The organism is Aeromonas sp. S15(2024) (assembly GCF_041402265.1).
Classification (GTDB): Bacteria; Pseudomonadota; Gammaproteobacteria; order Enterobacterales; family Aeromonadaceae; genus Aeromonas; species Aeromonas dhakensis.
The window spans coordinates 1-18,462 of the sequence record NZ_JBGLQY010000001.1; the positions used below are offsets into that span (position 1 = coordinate 1).

Consider the following 18,462-nt stretch of genomic DNA (forward strand, 5'->3'; position numbering starts at 1 on the left):
CGGCAAGGTGGGCTACGAGTTTGACCGTCCGGTGGACGGCGCCACCCTGGCCGTGACCGCCACGATCATCGACGCGGCGGGCAACGAGTCCCAGCCGGGCAGCGACAGCGCGGTGATGGGCGACACCACCGCGACCGGCGCACCGACCGTGGTCATAGTTGATGATTCCAACAACGACCAGCTGCTGACTAAAGAAGAGATCGGCAATGATCAGATCCAGGTTCGGGTCGAGGTCAGTGATAGTGACTTGATTGCGGGTGGCAAGATAACCTTGACCATCAACAACGGTAGCACCGAAAACTCGGTCGAGCTGAAGCTGGCAAATGGTGTGTTGATGCTGACAAGCGGGCAGCCGGCAAATAGCTTTGTTTACAGCAATGGCACCATCAGCTGGACGGAGATGATCCCGGCCAACGGCAAGTCGTTGACGGTGACGGCGACCCAGACCGACAAGGCGGGCAACGTCTCCCTGCCGGGCAGCGACAACGCGCAGATCCTGAATGAAGCGCCGGAGACGGCGAACCAGCAGGCAAACGGTCAGGAAGATGCTGCCAGCATCGCCATTCCGACCCTCAGTGGCAGCGACATTGATGGCAACGTGGTGAGTTTCATCATCAAGAACCTGCCTGCCAACGGCATCCTCTACCTAAACGGTGTGGCGGTGACGGTTGATCAGAGCATTGCGGTGGCTGATGCTGGCAAGCTCACCTTCACTCCGAATGCGAACTGGAACGGCAACACCACCTTCAACTATGCGGCGGTAGACAACGACGGTGCCGTGGATATGAGCCCCGCAACCGTGACCATCAAGGTGGATGCGGTCAACGATCTGCCGACACTGACCATCTCCAACGGGGCTGTCGTCTCCGAAGAGGGGCTGGCCGGCGGCATTGCCGACACGGCAGGCAGCAGTGATACCACCGACAGCGTGGCCGCCAGCGGCAAGATCACGGTTGGCGACGTCGATAGTCAGGATACCCTCACCATCAGTCTGAACGGGCCGGCTGGCCTGACGGCTGGCGGTGCCGCGGTGCAGTGGAGCTGGAATGCCGCCACCAAGGTGTTGACCGGTTATACCGGCACTCCGGGCGGCGCCGATTACAAGGCGGTCATGGATGTGAAACTGACCGCGCCTGCCGGCAACGGCAAAGGCGACTGGAGCTATGACGTGACGCTCAAGGCCCCGCTGGATCATCCGGTCAAGGGCAGTGAAGACGTACTCAACTTCCAGATCGGTGTGACCGTATCGGATGGCAAGACCACCACCACCGGCAGCCTGCCCATTTCGGTCGAGGACGACTCACCGGTGGCTGGCGACATGGCGGCCGTCTCTGTCATCAAGACCAACATCCCGGATACTCTAACCGGCCTGTTTGATCTGACCAAGTACAGTGGCAGCAACCAGACGACCCTGAACGTGAGCGGCTTCAGCATCACGGCGCTGGGCTTTACCTCGTCGACCAACTCGGCCATGACGACGGCCAATGTCAACGGTTCCAGCGCCGGCCTGGGGGTTTCCAGCGTCGGTTCACCGAACCACAACCTCGCCAACGAGGTGGACTTCCGCCACTTCGCAGACGGCACTTCGGCATCCGAGCAGCTGATCATCAAGCTGGATGCGGGCAAGGTGGCCTATGGCGCCAACATCAAGTTCAGCCAGATGTTCGGTGGCGAGCTGGAGAGCGGGGTGGTCGAGTTCTACCGCGGCGGCGTGCTGATCGGTACCCAGACCTTCAGCTCGAACGCGGCGGGTGGCGACTATGCCGGCAATTTCCAGGTGCAGCAGGGTGGCTTCGATACCATGGTCATCAAGGCCACCAACAATGGTAACGGCCTCTACGCCGACAACAGTGACTTCACCGTGAAGAGCATCGAGTTCCTCGGGGCGACTACGGCACCGGCCATCGCCTACGGTTCCGGCACGGTTACCCCGCAGTGGGGTGCCGACGGCAAGGGCTACATGCAGCTGGTCGGTTCTACCGAGACCGGGCTGACCACGGCGACCGGCAAACTGATCACCACCTCGATGGAATCGGCCAATACCCTGATCGGCATGGCCAGCGATGGCACCCTGGTGTTCCGTCTGGAATTTACCCCGGCCACCGGCAAGTGGGAGTTCTTCCAGTATCAGAACATGTCCAAGCCGCTGGGCGATGGCGACATCGACTTCCAGGTCAAGGTGGTGGATGGCGACGGCGACTACAGCCTGGGCTCTTTCGCAACCAAACCGCTGTTTACGCCCATCGTGCAGTCGGTCTCCAGCGAGAGCGCGACCGAGGGTGGCAACCTGCTGCACACGGTAACGCTGTCGGATGCGACCCAGGAAGCGACCCAGTATGACTTCAACATCAAGGGCAGCGGCGCCAATCCGGCCTCCAGCCTTGATTGGGGCACCGCCCAGTTCAGCAACGGGGTGACCTACAACAGCACTACCGGCAAGATCACGGTGCCGGCCGGGGTGTCGGGCTTTACCGTGACCATCCCGACAGTGGACGATCGTCTGGTCGAGGCGAATGAAACCCTGACCGTGACCGTTGGCGGCCAGAACGGCACCGGTACCATCATCGACAACGATCGTGCGCCGGTGACCACGGGTGGCTACAGTGCCGGCAAGGAAGATACGCCGCTGGTGCTGAAGTGGGCCCAGTTTGGTGCCAGCGATGATCAGGCAGCCTCCGACCTGAGCGTGCAGATCAATACCCTGCCGCTGAACGGCAAGCTGGAGTACCTGAACGCAGCCGGCCAGTGGATTGCGGTGAAGGTGGGGGATCTGGTCTCCTACGCCGATATCGACAGCGGTCACCTGCGCTTCGTGCCGGGCCTCAACGAGTCGAGCACCAATGCCAGCAACGGCAATGGCGTCGTGACCGGCAACCTGCAGGGCGACTACGCCAGCTTTGGTTACCAGATCAGCGACGGCGCCAACCTGAGCAACAGCGGCAAGCTGGTGATCGATATCGCGGCGGTGGCGGACAAGCCGGTGGTCGACATCAGCCTGACCGGCAACGGTGTACCGCTCTATAGCCAGTACCCGTCGTCCGGCATCTCCACCGGGGCATTCCAGAGCGGCAACTTCAACAAGGGCAGCTTTGGCATCACCAGCAGCTTTACCGACAGCACCACCACTCAAGACAGCGTGGTGGGTACCAGCGGCAACGACTACATCGTCAGCGTCAAGGGCGGCGGAGATTACTTCGTCGGCGGTGCGGGCAATGATGTGCTGGTTGGTGGCAACTCCACCTCAGGTGACACCCTCGACGGCGGTACCGGCAACGACATTCTGGTCGCCGGGCTGGGTGGCGACACCCTGTATGGCGGCGCCGGTACCGATCTGGCCGTGCTGATGGGCTCGCGTGCCAACTATGTCATCGAGCGCAGAAGTGACGGCGGTTTCAACTTCCTGGTCAAGGAGAACGGCGTCACCATCAGCAAGTCGCTCTACGACATCGAGCTGGTGCAGTTTGATGACGGCATCTACCAGTTCAATCAGACCGACGGCACCCTGACGGCGGTACCGCCCAGCTTGGTGGATTATCCGCTCGAGATCAGCGCCTCCCTGACCGACCGGGATGGCAGCGAGCAGTTCGACAGCCTGGTGCTGACCGGCATGCCGACGGGGTCGACGCTGTATCAGGGCTCCACCGTGCTTGGCACAGTGGGGGCCGATGGCAAGCTGACGCTGACCGGTCTGTGGAACCAGAGCGCGCTGGACGTCAAACTGACTGGTCTGACCCTGCGGGTGCCGGGCAGCAGTGCCGGCCAGTTCGACCTCAAGGTCGAAGCCATCGCCAAGGAAGTGGCGACCGATCAGACCAGCAGCGCATCGGATCAGGATTCGATCCGCATGAGCTACTTCCTCTCTACCGAAGGGGAGCCGGGCGATCAGAACCGTACCTACGGCAGCGAACACAATATCGTGGTCGGGGATCTGGATGGCAGCGTGGTGCTGCCGGGCCAGAACTACAACATCGCCTTCATGGTTGACAGCTCGGGCAGTATCGGCACCAGTGCCATGAACACCATCAAGAGCCAGCTGGCGCAGGTGTTTGCAACCCTCAAGACCAGTGCCGGTACTGAGGGGGCGGGCAAGGTCAACATCTTCCTGGTGGACTTCGACAGTCAGGCCAACAAGTCCATCAGTGTGGACTTGAAGGATCCCAATGTCCTGACCAAGTTGCAGGCCGTGCTCGACAGCATGGACGGCAGTTACTGGAATGGTGGGGCGACCAACTACGAGGATGCGCTCAAGACCACCTCCAACTGGTTCAACAGCGACACCGCCAAGAACAACGCCAATGCGAAGAACCTGGCCTACTTCATTACCGATGGGGCACCAAACACCTATTACGACTATGAAGATACCAACCCGATCGTGAATACGAAGACCAACGAGCGTCTCGATTCGTTTGTCAACGTCAACAACTATGTTCCGGGTGAAGCCTTCTACGCCAACATCGGCGGCACCAACCGGGTGCTGATCGACGCGAACGGCAATGTTCAGAAGTGGTCGCAGGGCAATAACAACAAGTGGAGCTCGACCACCATCGGGACCTTGAAGGCACAGGGGGATGGTACCTTCGAGCTCTCTACCTCCTATGACAGCAACTACTGGGCATTGCAAAACGCGCTGGCTGTGCTGCCGCTTCTGCTGGCCAATAACGTGACGCTGGAAGCTATCGGCATCGGCAGCAACGTCTCCATCGATACCCTGAAGCTGTTCGACAGTGATCAGATTGTGCAGTCCAACGTGTCAGCCAACGATCTGGCCAACGCCATCCTGGGTACCTCGGTGAACAACCTGCCGGGCAGCGACCGGATCGACGGCGGTGCCGGTGACGACATCCTGTTCGGTGATGCCATCCACTTTGCCGGCATCAACGGTGAAGGCTACGCGGCCATCAAGCAGTATGTGGCCGGCAAGCTGAGCGCAGGCTCGGTGACCGATGCCCAGGTCCATGACTACATCACGGACCATGCCAGCGAGTTTGATCAGTCCTCCAGCAACGACAAGGCGGACGTGCTGATCGGCGGGGATGGCAACGACATCCTGTTCGGTCAGGGTGGCGATGACTTCCTGTTCGGCGGGGCCGGCAACGACATCCTGTTCGGTGGTGCCGGCAACGACACCCTGTACGGCGAGAGCGGCAACGATACCCTGTACGGTGGCAGCGGCAACGATACCCTGTTTGGCGGCATCGGCGACGATACCCTGAGCGGTGGTCTGGGCAATGACATCCTGGTTGGCGGGCTTGGCAATGACATCCTCAAGGGGGATGGCGGCGCCGATACCTTCACCTGGCTGCAGGGCGATACAGCTGCGGGCAGCGTGGCCAAGGACTACGTGGTCGACTTCTCCAAGGCGGAAGGTGACAAGCTGGATCTGAGCGACCTGCTGGATCACGACGGTTCTCGCAACCAGAACGATCTGAAGAGCCTGCTCTCTGTCTTCCAGGACAGTGAAGGAGTGCATCTGCAGGTCAAGGAGAGCAGCGCCGCCCCCGTGACCCAGGAGATAGTGCTGATGAACCACACGTTCGACAGCCTCACCGGCAGTGCAGCGGCCACCTCGTCCCAGGTGATCGACTACATGCTCAACAACAACATGCTGGATATCGACAAGTAATCCGGTCGACCCCAGGCAAAAAGCGGCAGAGCAATCTGCCGCTTTTTTTATGGATGGCGCTACCGGGCTGGTTCGATGCTTCCCCCCAAAGGGGGGTGAATGTGCGCCAGGAGCGGGAATTTAGGTGAATGACTACTGACAGGCTTGAAGAGAGCATGGGCGCGAGCGGGGTCTCGCTTTTTTTAATCAAGTTCAGCCATCATCTGGCCGACATAGGATAAGAATACGGGTCGTGTTGGGATTCTGACCCTTCTATACTATGGCGAGACTCGGGCAACGGACGTAAGGGCTTTATATGGCGAGCATATTGGATTCGGTGGATCAGCGTACCCAGTTGGTAGGGGAGAACCGCCTGGAGCTGTTGATGTTCCGTTTGGGATCCCAGCAGCTGTTTGCGATCAACGTGTTCAAAGTACGGGAAGTGGTCAAGCTGCCTCACCTCAACAAGATGCCCGGTGCACACCACAACATCAGCGGGGTGGCCAACATCCGTGGCACCTCCATTCCGGTGATCAACCTGCGCAGCGCCATCGGCATGCGCCCCATGCCCATCGATGCCGAATCCAACCTCATCATCACCGAGTACAACCGCACCATTCAGGGCTTTCTGGTCGGCCAGGTGGCCAACATCGTCAACATGACCTGGAAGGACATACTGCCGCCACCGCGTTCGGCCGGGCGGGCGAACTACCTGACCGCCATCACCCGCATTCCGGAGGATGGCGTTGACCAGATCGTCGAGATCATCGACGTGGAGAAGGTGCTGGCCGAGATCATCACCTACGACATCCGCATCTCGGAAGAGGTGCTGGATCGGGATATCCTGCCGGAAATGCATGGCCGCAAGGTGCTGATCGTCGACGACTCCAGCACGGCCCGCAACCTGGTGCGCGAGACCCTGGGCCAGCTGGGGCTGGAGGTGATCGAATGCCAGGATGGGCTGCAGGCGCTCAATCTGCTCAAGGGGTGGTGCGATGCGGGCAAGAAGGTGACCGACGAGATCCTGCTGATGATCACCGATGCCGAGATGCCGGAGATGGACGGCTACCGGCTGACCCACGAAATTCGCAGCGATGCTCGTATGTCCGATCTCTTCATCACCCTCAACACCTCTTTGAGCGGCAACTTCAACGAGGCCATGGTCAAGAAGGTGGGCTGCGATCGCTTCATCTCCAAGTTTCAGCCAGACTTGCTGGTTGGCGTGGCTCAGGAGCGGCTGCGCCAGATCCTGGAGCGCTGATTCAGGAGCAATAAAAAATCCCGCCAAGGCGGGATTTTTTATTGGGCCGTTCGAGCTGGATGGCGGACGAGGCGCTATGCCGTACTCATTGAGTCAGCAGCGGCTCGATGAAGCTGGCCACCCGGTCGCGGATCTGCGGCTGAGCGGCGGCGGTGGGGTGGATGCCATCGTTCATCATGAGTTCAGGGCGCAGCGCAATATCATCCATGAAGAAGGGCATCAGCGGCAGCTGATTGGCGCTGGCCAGTTCCGGGAAGATCTGCTCGAACTGGCGCAGGTAGCGGGCTCCGTAGTTGCGGGGCAGCTGGATCTGGGTCAACACGGTTTTTACCTGTTGCGCCTTGGTCAGCTCCACCATCTTGGCCAGGTTGTCCCGGGTGATGGCCGGTGCGAACCCGCGTAGCCCATCGTTGCCACCCAGCTCGATCAGCACCCAGTCCGGTTGATGTTCCTTGAGCAGAGCGGGTAATCTGGCCAGCGCCCCTTGCGTAGTTTCACCACTGATGCTGGCATTGATAAGCTGATGTTTACCCCCCTGCTGCTGCCATTTCTGATTGAGCAGGGCAGGCCAGCTCTGCTCCGCCGGCATCTGATAACCCGCACTCAGGCTGTCGCCCAGCACCAGCAGGGTCTGGGCCTGCACCGATGACACCAGGCAGCACAAGGCAAACAGGAAACGCGTCATGAATTCAACTCCCATTATCAACGTCAAGGGCCTGGGCAAGACAGTGCGCCTGGGCCAGGAAAGCCTCACCATCCTTGAAGGGATCGACCTGCAAGTCAATAGCGGCGAAACTGTGGCGCTGGTCGGTGCCTCCGGCTCCGGCAAGTCCACTCTGCTGGGGCTGCTGGCCGGGCTCGATCTGCCGAGCCAGGGGGATATCGAGATCCTCGGCCAGTCGCTGCTGAAGCTGGACGAGGAGGGGCGTGCCCGACTGCGGGCCGAGCAGGTGGGGTTCATCTTCCAGTCTTTCCTGCTGTTGCCCACCCTGAGTGCGCTGGAGAACGTCATGCTGCCCGCCGAGCTGCGCGGCGAGACCCGCTGCGAGCCGCGGGCCCGCGAGTTGCTGGCGGCGGTCGGCCTCAGTGAACGGCTGCACCATCTGCCACCGCGTCTCTCCGGCGGCGAGCAGCAGCGGGTGGCCATCGCCCGCGCCTTCATGACGGGGCCCAGCCTGCTGCTGGCCGATGAGCCCACCGGCAACCTCGACAGCAAGACCGGGGAGCGGGTGATCGAACTGCTGTTCGAGCTCAACCGCGAACACGGCACCACGCTCGTGGTGGTGACCCATGATCACGACCTGGCTCGGCGTTGCCAGCGGCAGCTGGTGATGGCGGCAGGGCGACTGGAGGCGGCTGCGCCAGCATCCGAAGACGCCTCTGCAGCAAGAGTCAGGGAGCTGTGATGAGTCAGTGGCGACTGGGATTGCGCCTGTTGCGGCGCGAAGGATTCAACGGCGAACTGCGCTGGTTCGTGCTGGCGCTGGCGCTGAGTGTGGCTTGTGTGCTGAGCGTGGCCCTGGTGGCGGATCGACTGGATGCCGGGCTCAAAGCCTCGGGGCGGGACTTTATCGGTGCCGACCGGGCGCTGCGTTCGGCCACGCCGGCGCCGGCCGGCTGGCTCGAACAGGCGGTCAAATCGGGTCTGGCGGTGCAGACCACGGTCAGCTTCAACAGCATGCTGTTTCATGGGGATGCCCTGCAACTGGCCTCCATCCGCGCCGTGCCGGAGGATTTCCCCTTCTACGGCAAGCTGGAGCTGAGCCCGCAGCGGGCACCGGCGCCTGGCGAGATCTGGCTCTCCGCCCGGGTGATGCAACTGCTGGCGGCCAAGTTGGGGGATGAGCTGGAAGTGGGCAATACGGTGCTCAAGGTGGCGGGAGTGCTTGGTCAGGAGCCGGATCAGGGCTTCAGCCCCTTCCTGCTGGCGCCGAGGGCGTTGATCCACAGCGCCGATGTGGAGGCGACCGGCGCCCTGCTGCCGGGCAGCCGCCAGCAGTGGCGCTACCTGTTCAAGGGCACCCGCGAGCAGGTGGCCGAGTATGAACGCTGGCTCAAACCCAGACTCAAGGCGGGGCAGAAGCTGATCAAGCCGGATGACCAGGGCTCCCAGGTGGGCCGCTCGCTGGCCAATGCCGAGCGCTTCTTCCGGCTCGCCTCCCTGGCCGGGGTGCTGCTGGGGGCGCTGGCCATGGGTATCGCGGTGCGTCACTTCGCCGAGCGCCAGACCAACATGGTGGCGCTGCTCAAGACGCTCGGCGCGTCGCGGCGCACGCTCTGGCAACTGATGGGCACCCTGCTGCTGTCGCTGACCCTGGCGGGCGCCCTGCTCGGTCTGGTGGCGGGCAGCGCCATGCAGTGGCTGACCCTGCATCTGCTGGGCAACCTGCTGCCGGCCGATCTGCCGCCGCCGTCGTGGCGCCCCTTTGCGCTGGGGCTGGCAGTGGCCTTCTTCATCACCCTGCTGCTGGCCTTCGTGCCCTTCCTGCGTCTGCTCAAGGTGCCGCCGCTGCGGGTGCTGCGCCGTGAGCTGGAGGCGGGGATCCCGCCCTGGCTGGCGCTGCCGGTGGCGCTGCTCGGCCTGTTTGGGCTGGTGTGGGGCTTCACCGCCGATGCGACTCTGGCGTTGGGGCTGATCGGCGGCATGGGTCTGCTGATGGGGCTGCTGGCAGTGATCGCCTCCTTGTTGCTGCGACTGGGTCGCCGGGTACAGGGCCCTCATGCGCTGCGGCTTGCCATCAGCCACCTTTCCCGCGAGCGGGGCAGTGGTCTGTTCCAGCTGGCGGGCTTTGCGCTGGCACTCATGCTGTTCGGTCTGTTGTGGGCGGCGCGGGTCGACCTGCTCGGCGAGTTTTCGGCCCGGCTGCCGGCGGATGCCCCCAACCGCTTCCTGGTCAACGTGGCAGACGGGGAGCGGGAGGGGATCCTGGCCGATCTGCGCCAGGCGGGGGCCGTGACTTCGGACTTCTACCCCATGGTCCGTGGCCGGCTGGTCAGCATCGCCAGCGAGGCGGTGCGCGACACGGATGAAGATGGCCGTGAGGGGGTCAATCGCGAGCTCAACTTCACTACCACCGCCACCCTGCCACCGGACAATACCCTGACCGCAGGGCGCTGGCTGGATGGCCCCGGCCAGGTATCGGTAGACAAGGATCTGGCCAAGCGACTCGACATCGTGCTCGGCGACACCCTGGGCTTTACCATCGAGGGGCGCAGCTTCAAGGCGAAGGTGACCAGCCTGCGGGCCATCAAGTGGGACAACATGCGCCCCAACTTCTACATGATCTTCTCGCCGGACGTGCTGGCGCCTTTCTCCCAGACCTGGCTCGGCAGCTATCGTCTGCCGGAACAGGGCCGGGTGGCCGAGGTGGAGCTGATCCGCCGGCACCCCACGGTGAGCCTGATCGATGTGGACGATTTGATCGTGCGGCTGACGGCGGTGTCGGATCAGGTGAGCCGGGCGCTGGGGCTGATGCTGGGGTTGGTGACGGTGGCGGCGCTGCTGGTGCTGCTGACCCAGACCCAGGCCAGCATGGCCCACCGGCGCCGGGAACTGCTACTGATGCGCACCCTGGGGGCCGGCAGCGAGCTGCTCAGGAAGATGCTGCGCTGGGAGCTGGTTGCCAGCGGCCTGCTGGCGGGGCTGTGCGCCGCCATGGTGGTCGAGCTCTGCTCCCTCGGCCTGCAGTGGTGGTGGTTCGAGGGGCAGTGGCAGTTCCACTGGGCCATCTGGGCCGGTCTGCCGTTGCTGGGGGCCGTGCTGGTGACGCTGGCCGGGCAGGGTATGCAGCGCCAGCTGCTGGCGGGCACCCTGAGCGATCGGCTGCGGGGACTGGGACAGGGCCTGCTCTGAGCTCCAGATCCTGCGCGGATGCCGCGAGGCACAACAACAATCAGCCCGGCCAATGGCCGGGCTGATTGTTGTCCGGTTGGCTAAAGAGCCCGGTCAGCGGGGAGTGCTGAGTAGATTGGCAAGGGCCTGGGGCAGTTCCGGGTAGGTGAAGTGGAAGCCGGCCTGCTGCAGACGGGTTGGCAGCACCCTCTGGCCGGTGAGCAGCAGATCGGCCGCCTCGCCCATCAGCAGCTGCAACAGGGGGGCTGGCACGAAGAAGAGGTGCGGCCGGTGCAGGGTGCCGGCCAGAGTCTGGCTGAACTCGCGGTTGCTGACCGGCTGCGGTGCCGTGCCGTTGAAGAGGCCGTCGCACTCCTCGTGATCCAGCAGGAACAGGATGGCGCGCACCAGATCCTGAATGTGGATCCAGCTCATGATCTGGTTTCCCGTGCCCATGGGGCCGCCGAGGCCGAGGCGATAGGGAGGCAGCATCCTGGGCAGGGCGCCGCCGTCGGTGCCGAGCACCAGCCCGATGCGCACGATGCAGACCCGGGTATGCTTGCTACGGGCCTCGCGGGCCAGGGTTTCCCACTGCTGGCAGAGCTGATGGGTGAATTCGTCGTGAGGGGTCTGGCACTGCTCGTCCAGCGGCGCATCGCCCTGGCGGCCATACCAGCCGATGGCGGAGGCGTTGATCAGCACCCTGGGCGGGGTGTCGGAGAGCTTGATGAGATCGACCAGCTGCTCGGTCAGCAGCCAGCGGCTGTCGCAGAGTTGCTGCTTGCGCCGCTCGTTCCAGCGGCCGGCGGCGATGGGCTCTCCCGCCAGGTTGATGACCGCATCCACGTCGTTGAGGTTGTCGAGCCGGTCCAGGGTATCGATCAGCTTGACGTCGTGGCCGAGCAGATCGTAGGCGCGGCTGCCCTGGCGGGTCAGCACCAGCACCTCGTGCGCCACCTTGAGGTGGGCCACCAGGCGACGACCGATAAAGCCCGTCCCGCCCGTGATCAATATTTTCATATCCAGACTCCCTGACGCTGTTGGCTCTACTCTAGTGGGCCTGCGCAAGATGAACAAGCAACTGTTTTTGCAAAGATTATAATCGTCACTGCAGACGTGGGCGGCACTCACCCAGGGTGTAAGCCGTCATGTCGCCTGCCCTGACGGGGCGCCTTGCCCTGTTGTCCAATGCATCAGAAGATGCTTGTCAGGAAAGGGGATAGGAGTAGACTCGTCCGCCTTTTCACCGTTGCCGCGAGGGGGAGTATGCCGTTTCGTCGTTTGAGGTTGCGCCAGTTTTATACCCGGCTGGGGGCGGCACTGCTGGCCGGCCTGCTGCCCCTGCTGCTCGGCGTGCTGATCGTCTCCTGGCAGACCTTTGCCGGCATGAAACAGGATGCCGAAGAGCGCCTGCTCCATGCTCGCAACATGCTGGAGCGCACCCTGGATCATGCTCACCAGGCGGCCGCCATGGTAGAGGGCAGCGTCGGGCGTCCCTGCGAGGAGGTGGTGCAGGGGCTGCGGGATCAGGTGGCCACCATACCGGACGTGCGCACCGTCAACCTGGCCAGGGGGGAAGTGGTTTACTGCACCTCGCTCTATGGCTCCTATCATGGCCCCTTCAAGCTGGCCGACTACGCCAACGGCCAGCTGGATCTGATGCGGGGCAACCCGGTGACCCCGGATCGGCCTCTGGTGGTCTATCGCCAGCCGGTGGGGGAGTACAGCGTGCTGGTCGGGGTCGACGGTTACTATCTGCACAACATCCTCGACATGCTCAGCCGCAATTCGCCGCTGACCCTGGTGATCGGGGCGCAGAGCATGCTGGCCAACGGCCAGATCCACGACGAGGTGCCGCCCGTGGTGCTGGGGTCGCTGGAGCAGGTCTCCGGCAAGTACCCGTTTCGGGTCGTCACCGAGCTCTCCTATGACGAGTACGGCAGCCACATCTGGACCTACTCCCGCGCCAGCCTCATCATCTATCCCCTGCTGGGGCTGGTGGTGGGCTGTCTGGTCTACTGGCTGACCGGCCGCTCGACCTCTCCCTCTCAGGAGCTGCGGCGAGCGCTGGATCAGCGGGAGTTCATCCCCTACCTGCAGCCGGTGGTGACCGGTGACGACGCCCACTGGAGTGGCTGCGAGGTGCTGATGCGTTGGCAGCATCCGCGCCAGGGCCTCATCTCGCCGGATCGCTTCATCCCGCTAGCCGAAGACAGCGGCCTCATCGTGCCCATGACCCGCCTGCTGATGGAGCAGGTGCGCGAACAGTTCGCAGGCCGAGTGCACAGCCTGCCCAGAGGGTTCCACTTCGGCTTCAACATCAGCGCCAGTCACTGCAAGGATCTGAGCCTGGTGGAGGATTGTCGCCAGTTCATCAATGCGTTTCGGGAGAACCCCGTCAAGCTGGTGCTGGAGCTGACCGAGCGGGAGCTGATCGTGGCGGACGAGACGACCGACCGGCTGTTTGCCGAGCTGCATCAGCTGGGCGTCTTCATCGCCATCGACGACTTCGGCACCGGCCACTCCAGCCTCACCTACCTGCAGCAGTTCCAGGTGGACTTTCTCAAGATTGATCAGAGCTTCGTCGGCATGATCGGCTCGGATGCCCTCTCCAGCCACATCGTCGAGAACGTCATCGATCTGGCGACCCGGCTCGGCCTGCAACTGGTGGCCGAAGGGGTGGAGAACGAGGTGCAGGCCGCCTATCTGCGGGCGCGTCAGGTGACCTTCCTGCAGGGTTATCTCTTTGGCCGGCCGATGCCGATGAAGGAGTTTGCCGCCCTGCTGGCAAAGGCCTGAGCCAGCCCGCCACCCATAAAAAAACCAGCGACCTAGTCGCTGGTTTTTTTTCATCCCGAGGCCTGTCAGAGCATGCGGGCGAGGGCGCGGCACAGACGCTTGACCCCCTCCTCTATGGTGGTTTCATCCACGCAGGAGAAGCTCAGGCGCAGGGTGTTCTGGATCTCGGGGCGCACATAGAAGGGGGCGCCGGGTACGAAGGCCACCTTCTCCTTGATCGCCTCGTCAAACAGCGCCATGGCGCTGACGCTGGCGGGCAGGGTCAGCCAGAGGAACATGCCCCCTTCCGGTCGGGTATAGCTGACGCCAGGCGGGCAGTGACGGGCCAGGGCGGCCTCCATGGCGGCGCGCTGGCGGCCATAGACCTCCTTGATCTTCTCGAGGTGGGCGTCCAGCGAGTTGTCGATCAGGAAGCGGTGCAGCACTTGCTGGCTGAAGGCGTTGCTGTGCAGGTCTGTCGCCTGCTTGGCGATGGTGACCTTCTTGCGCAGCCAGTCCGGCACCAGCATCCAGCCGAGGCGGAAGGCCGGGACGACGGTCTTGGAGAAGGAGCCGAGCAGCACGGTATTGTTCGGCGCCAGCTTGGCGATGGGAGGCAGGTGCTCGCCCTCGAAGCGCAGCTCGCCGTAGGGGTCGTCTTCCACCATCAGCAGCTCGTGGCGCACCAGCCGCTCGGCCAGCGCCTCGCGGTTGGCGCGGCTGTAGGAGACGCCGCTCGGGTTCTGGAAGTTGGGCACGCCATAGAGCAGCTTGGCGTTGGAGCCGCTCGCCAGCAGCGCATCCAGCGCCGCCAGATCCAGCCCCTCTTCACCCAGAGTGATGGGTTTGAAGGCAGGTTGATAGACGGAGAAGGCCTGGATGGCGCCAAGATAGCCCGGCTCCTCGATGATGAGGTCTTGTCCCTCGTCGATCAGCACCTTGCCCAGCAGATCCAGCGCCTGCTGGGAGCCGCTGGTGATGAGGATGTTGTCCGGATTGACCTGCATGCCGTGGCGGGCCAGATAGCGGTCGGCGATGTACTGGCGCAGCGGGGCGAAGCCCTCGGTGGCCGCATACTGCAGGGCCGCGGCGCCCTGCTCGCGCAGCACGTCCTGGCAGGCCTGCTCGATGGCCTTGACCGGGAACAGGTGCGGATTGGGCAGGCCGCCGGCGAAGGAGATGATCTCCGGATTGGCGGCAACTTTGAGGATCTCGCGGATGAAGGAAGGCTCTACCTTCTCGAAGCGCTGGGCAAAAAAGGGCTGCATAGGATTCTCTCTGGCGTGGTGAGCGGTCGCTCCATTCGACCGCCAAGTTATCCGTTTGTATCAGATTTAAAAAATGAGGCAATGGCTGTAACAAAAATCGATAAAAAAGGGCAGGTTTGGCACCTGCCCGAATTTTATCGGCCGGGGAAGGCCGCGAGGCGTAAAAGCCCCGGTTCAGCGGCGAGATGGCAGGGTTACAGACCCGGCTCCCTGAGGAAGCGGAGCATCAGCTCGGTGTTGGCACCGAGCTGCTGCTGCACCCGGCCCGGGAACAGCTCGGCCATCTTGTCGAGGCGGTCATACTGGGTATGCCAGATCTTGCCCCACTGGGTTTCGCTGCCCCGATCGCAGGCGCTCTTGGTGGCCTCGTCGTAGCAGTCCCACAGCGCCGGATTGGTGGTCTGGGAGTAGCCGTCATAGCCATCTTCCCCGTTGATGGTGAAGTTGGTGGCCTCCACGTAGGCGACGGGCACCCCCAGGCAGGCGAACGGCGCATGATCGGACCAGCCGCCGGTCTCCCCCTCAGGGTAGCCATCATAGCTGGGATGAATGGCAAACGGGGTGGCGGTCTGTTTGGAGATGGTCAGCAGGCGATCCCGTACCTTGGGATCGAAGCTGTAGCGGCTCGGGTCGGCGCACTTGTACTTGGCCACGTTGGAGTGGGCCGAGTGAACGTAGACAAGGTCACCCCCGGCGATGGTGTCGTAGTTCACCATGGCCAGCAGCTTGGCAACGGCGGCGCTGTCGAGGCTGGCGGCATAGGCCTTGGAGCCGTTGAGGCCGTTCTCCTCGGCGCCAAAGAAGGCGAAGCGTACCGTGTAGGGCAGGGCCTGCCCCTTGAGTGCTTCGGCGACCGCCAAGAGGGCTGCGACCCCGGCACCGTTGTCGGTGGCTCCCTCGGAGCCCTGCTGGTCGCCTGTGCTGTCATAGTGGGCACCGATCAGGATCACCTTGTCGCTCTTGCCCTTGAGCTCGGCGACGAGGTTCTGGGAGGCCTTTCTGGTTCCGCTCTGGGTGTAGGTGAAGGGCTGGCGTTGCACCTCGTAGCCCCAGCCGGCCAGATGGTCCTGGATCCAGGCGGCGGCACGGGTCTCGGCCTCGCTGCCGGTGGGTCTGGCGCCGATCCCCTCGGCGGTGGAACTCAGCTGCACCAGGTATTCATAGGCCTGCTCGGCGGCGGAGGGGGCCTGTGAATCGTTGCTGGAGGTGTTGCACCCGGCCAGCAGGGCTGTGATGGCAAACGCCAATGCTGTGTGTTTCATACTGCAATCCTTTGTTGTGTATGGTTTTATTTGCGCAGGTCAGGATGCGCCCGAGCCCCGGCAGATTCTGTGAACGGGGTGGCATTTGTCAATCGCGGTGGCGGAATTGGTCTGTGTCGGGGGATTTGTTGCGTGAAACACTTGCGCCTTGTGCCTATCTTGGGATAATTCGCTACCCTGTTTCGCCAAGCGATGAAATGACGAGCAATTTCGCGTTCATCGGCGAGGTGGAGCGATGAAACAACGAGCAATTCATCTCGGTCGTCTGTGACCAGCACGACGAGATAGCTAGCAATCCATTTATGTCGTCTGTGACCCAGACCGATGCAATAAACGAGCAATTTGATTATGCCTGTGACCCAAGATGTATTTAACGAAGACGGCAAGTTCATGCGCAAGATCCGCAGCTTTGTCCGTCGCGAAGGCCGCCTGACCAAAGGGCAGGAGAAGGCTCTGGAGGAGCTGTGGCCGGTCATGGGCATCGATTTCGCACCGGAGCCGCTCGATCTGGTTGCCCTGTTTGGCCGCGAGGCCCCGGTGGTGCTGGAGATCGGCTTTGGCATGGGCGCCTCCCTGGTGGAGATGGCCAAGAATGCCCCCGAGAAGAACTTCATCGGTATTGAAGTGCACTCACCGGGTGTCGGTGCTTGCCTGGGCACCGCCCAGGAAGCGGGGGTCACCAATCTGCGTGTCATCTGCCACGACGCGGTCGAGGTGCTGGAGCACATGATCCCGAACGGCTCGCTCGCCTGCCTGCAGCTGTTCTTCCCGGACCCCTGGCACAAGAGCCGTCACCACAAGCGCCGCATCGTCCAGCCGGCTTTTGCCCAGGACATTCGCCAGAAGTTGGCCATCGGTGGCGTGTTCCACATGGCCACCGACTGGGAGAACTACGCCGAGCACATGCTGGAAGTGATGAGCGCCGCCGAGGGGTACGAGAACACCTCCGCCACCGGCAACTGGGTGCTGCGTCCGGACTGGCGTCCGCTGACCAAATTCGAACAACGTGGCCACCGTCTCGGTCACGGGGTGTGGGATCTGATTTTCAAACGTGTCAACTAACTGAAGGAGCTATCATGGCCAACCGTAGCCGCCGCCTGCGCAAGAAACTGCGCGTCGATGAATTCCAGGAAATGGGCTTCGACATCAGTTTCAACTTCCCGGTCGGCACTGCCGAAGAGACCATCGATGCCGTAGTCGATGCGATGATCGATGAAGTGATCGAACCCCGCAAACTGGCCTTCGCCGGTTCCGGCCATCTGGCCTGGGAAGGGATGATCTGCACCCAGCAGCTGGGCAAATGCAGCGAAGAAGACCGCGCCGCCGTCAAAACCTGGCTGGAAGGCAAGGGGATGGAAGCCGTGGTGGTTTCCGAGCTGTTCGACCTCTGGTACGGCGAACCCGCCTGATATCAGGCCGGCTGTGGCAGGCGCCCCGGTTCGACAGCCTGCGACAGCAGATAGACAAGTCCCGCCGCTGGCGGGATTTTTGTCGGTGGTGATGGGATCGCCACGTTAGTTATGGAATCGCTTATGGTGTTGTCATCCGAATTACTGGCCAGCATCCTGGATGAGGTGCGCCCGCTGCTCGGACAGGGCAAGGTGGCCGACTATATTCCCGCACTGGCCCAGGTGCCGGCCGAACGGCTCGGGATCGCCGTCTGTACCGTCGAAGGGGAGTTGTTCACCGCAGGTGACGCCTTCGAGCCCTTCTCCATCCAGAGTATCTCCAAGGCCCTGAGCCTGACCCTGGCGCTCACCCTCTATCAGGAGGAGGAGATCTGGGCCCGGGTCGGCAAGGAGCCCTCAGGTCAGCCCTTCAACTCCCTGGTGCAGCTCGAGTTTGAGCAGGGCATTCCCCGCAACCCCTTCATCAATGCCGGTGCGCTGGTGGTGAGCGATCTGCTGGAGACCCGTCTCACCGCCCCGCGTCAGCGCACCCTGGAGCTGGTCCGCCGCCTCTCGGGCAACCCGGCCATCATGGCGGATCAGGTAGTGGCCCGCTCCGAATATCAGCACTCTGCCCGCAACGCGGCCATCGCCTATCTGATGAAGGCTTATGGCAACTTCGAAAACGAAGTGGACAAGGTGCTGCAGAGCTACTTCAATGCCTGTGCCATCCGCATGAGTTGCGTCGATCTGGCGCGGGCCTTCATCTATCTGGCCAACCGTGGCGTGCCGCTTGGAGAAAGCTCCCCGCTGCTGCCGGCCCGCACCACCAAGCAGGTCAACGCCCTGCTCGCTACCTGCGGCCTCTATGACGAGGCGGGGGATTTCGCCTATCGGGTCGGCATGCCGGGCAAGTCGGGGGTTGGTGGCGGCATCATCGCCCTCATCCCGGGGGAGTTGTGCGTCTGTGTCTGGTCGCCCGAGCTCAACAAGGCGGGCAACTCGCTGGCGGGCACGGCCGCGCTGGAACTGCTGGCCGAGCGTCTGGGCCGCTCCATTTTTTAACCTTGT

General features: G+C 62.8%; 12 protein-coding genes. 8 read left to right on the plus strand and 4 right to left on the minus strand.

Annotated features, from left to right (window positions below):
* Positions 1-5,623 (plus strand): type I secretion C-terminal target domain-containing protein (locus ACB033_RS00005; protein WP_371140272.1); only part of this gene is annotated, 5,623 nt, incomplete at its 5' end.
* A gap of 295 nt (positions 5,624-5,918) precedes the next feature.
* Positions 5,919-6,863 (plus strand): chemotaxis protein CheV, encoded by a 945-nt coding sequence (locus ACB033_RS00010; protein WP_005297781.1) that lies wholly within the window; start codon positions 5,919-5,921, stop codon positions 6,861-6,863.
* An 85-nt stretch (positions 6,864-6,948) separates the two neighbouring features.
* Here the strand turns inward: ACB033_RS00010 and ACB033_RS00015 are convergent, their stop codons facing one another.
* On the minus strand, positions 6,949-7,548 hold the full coding sequence (locus ACB033_RS00015; RefSeq protein ID WP_042051008.1) for an arylesterase: 600 nt from the start codon (positions 7,546-7,548) through the stop codon (positions 6,949-6,951).
* Here ACB033_RS00015 and ACB033_RS00020 point away from each other — a divergent pair.
* Both ACB033_RS00020 and ACB033_RS00025 read left to right on the plus strand, forming a co-directional pair.
* Positions 7,547-8,269 (plus strand): ABC transporter ATP-binding protein, encoded by a 723-nt coding sequence (locus ACB033_RS00020; RefSeq protein WP_139723945.1) that lies wholly within the window; start codon positions 7,547-7,549, stop codon positions 8,267-8,269. The genes ACB033_RS00015 and ACB033_RS00020 overlap by 2 nt on opposite strands.
* Entirely contained in the window at positions 8,269-10,716 is a 2,448-nt protein-coding gene (locus ACB033_RS00025; RefSeq protein ID WP_139723943.1) for an ABC transporter permease, read from the plus strand. Before ACB033_RS00020 ends, ACB033_RS00025 begins: the two co-directional genes overlap by 1 nt.
* Before the next feature lie 93 nt (positions 10,717-10,809).
* On the opposite strand, the gene ACB033_RS00030 is transcribed toward ACB033_RS00025, so the two are convergent.
* The gene (locus tag ACB033_RS00030) at positions 10,810-11,715 is read right to left on the minus strand and encodes a TIGR01777 family oxidoreductase (RefSeq protein ID WP_139723941.1); all 906 of its coding nucleotides are present in this window, start codon (positions 11,713-11,715) and stop codon (positions 10,810-10,812) included.
* A gap of 246 nt (positions 11,716-11,961) precedes the next feature.
* Between ACB033_RS00030 and ACB033_RS00035 the strand changes: the two genes are divergently transcribed.
* Positions 11,962-13,494, plus strand: coding sequence for a cyclic diguanylate phosphodiesterase (locus tag ACB033_RS00035; RefSeq protein WP_017785965.1), 1,533 nt, complete (start codon positions 11,962-11,964; stop codon positions 13,492-13,494).
* Between the two features lie 65 nt (positions 13,495-13,559).
* Here ACB033_RS00035 and ACB033_RS00040 read toward each other — a convergent pair whose 3' ends face one another.
* Positions 13,560-14,741: a PLP-dependent aminotransferase family protein gene (locus tag ACB033_RS00040; protein WP_139723939.1), complete on the minus strand. Its 1,182-nt coding sequence runs from the start codon at positions 14,739-14,741 to the stop codon at positions 13,560-13,562.
* Positions 14,742-14,935: 194 nt separating this feature from the next.
* A complete protein-coding gene (locus ACB033_RS00045; protein ID WP_139723937.1) occupies positions 14,936-16,003 on the minus strand; it encodes a M28 family metallopeptidase in 1,068 nt (355 codons plus the stop codon).
* A gap of 348 nt (positions 16,004-16,351) precedes the next feature.
* Between ACB033_RS00045 and trmB the strand changes: the two genes are divergently transcribed.
* From trmB to glsB, 3 genes are all read left to right on the plus strand, one after another.
* Positions 16,352-17,065, plus strand: coding sequence for a tRNA (guanosine(46)-N7)-methyltransferase TrmB (trmB, locus tag ACB033_RS00050; RefSeq protein WP_025201216.1), 714 nt, complete (start codon positions 16,352-16,354; stop codon positions 17,063-17,065).
* Positions 17,066-17,079: 14 nt separating this feature from the next.
* Positions 17,080-17,412, plus strand: coding sequence for a YggL family protein (locus ACB033_RS00055; protein ID WP_005297793.1), 333 nt, complete (start codon positions 17,080-17,082; stop codon positions 17,410-17,412).
* 123 nt (positions 17,413-17,535) lie between these two features.
* Complete coding sequence (gene glsB / locus ACB033_RS00060) at positions 17,536-18,456, plus strand: glutaminase B (RefSeq protein ID WP_005297795.1); 921 nt, start codon at positions 17,536-17,538, stop codon at positions 18,454-18,456.
* Positions 18,457-18,462 lie beyond the last annotated feature (6 nt).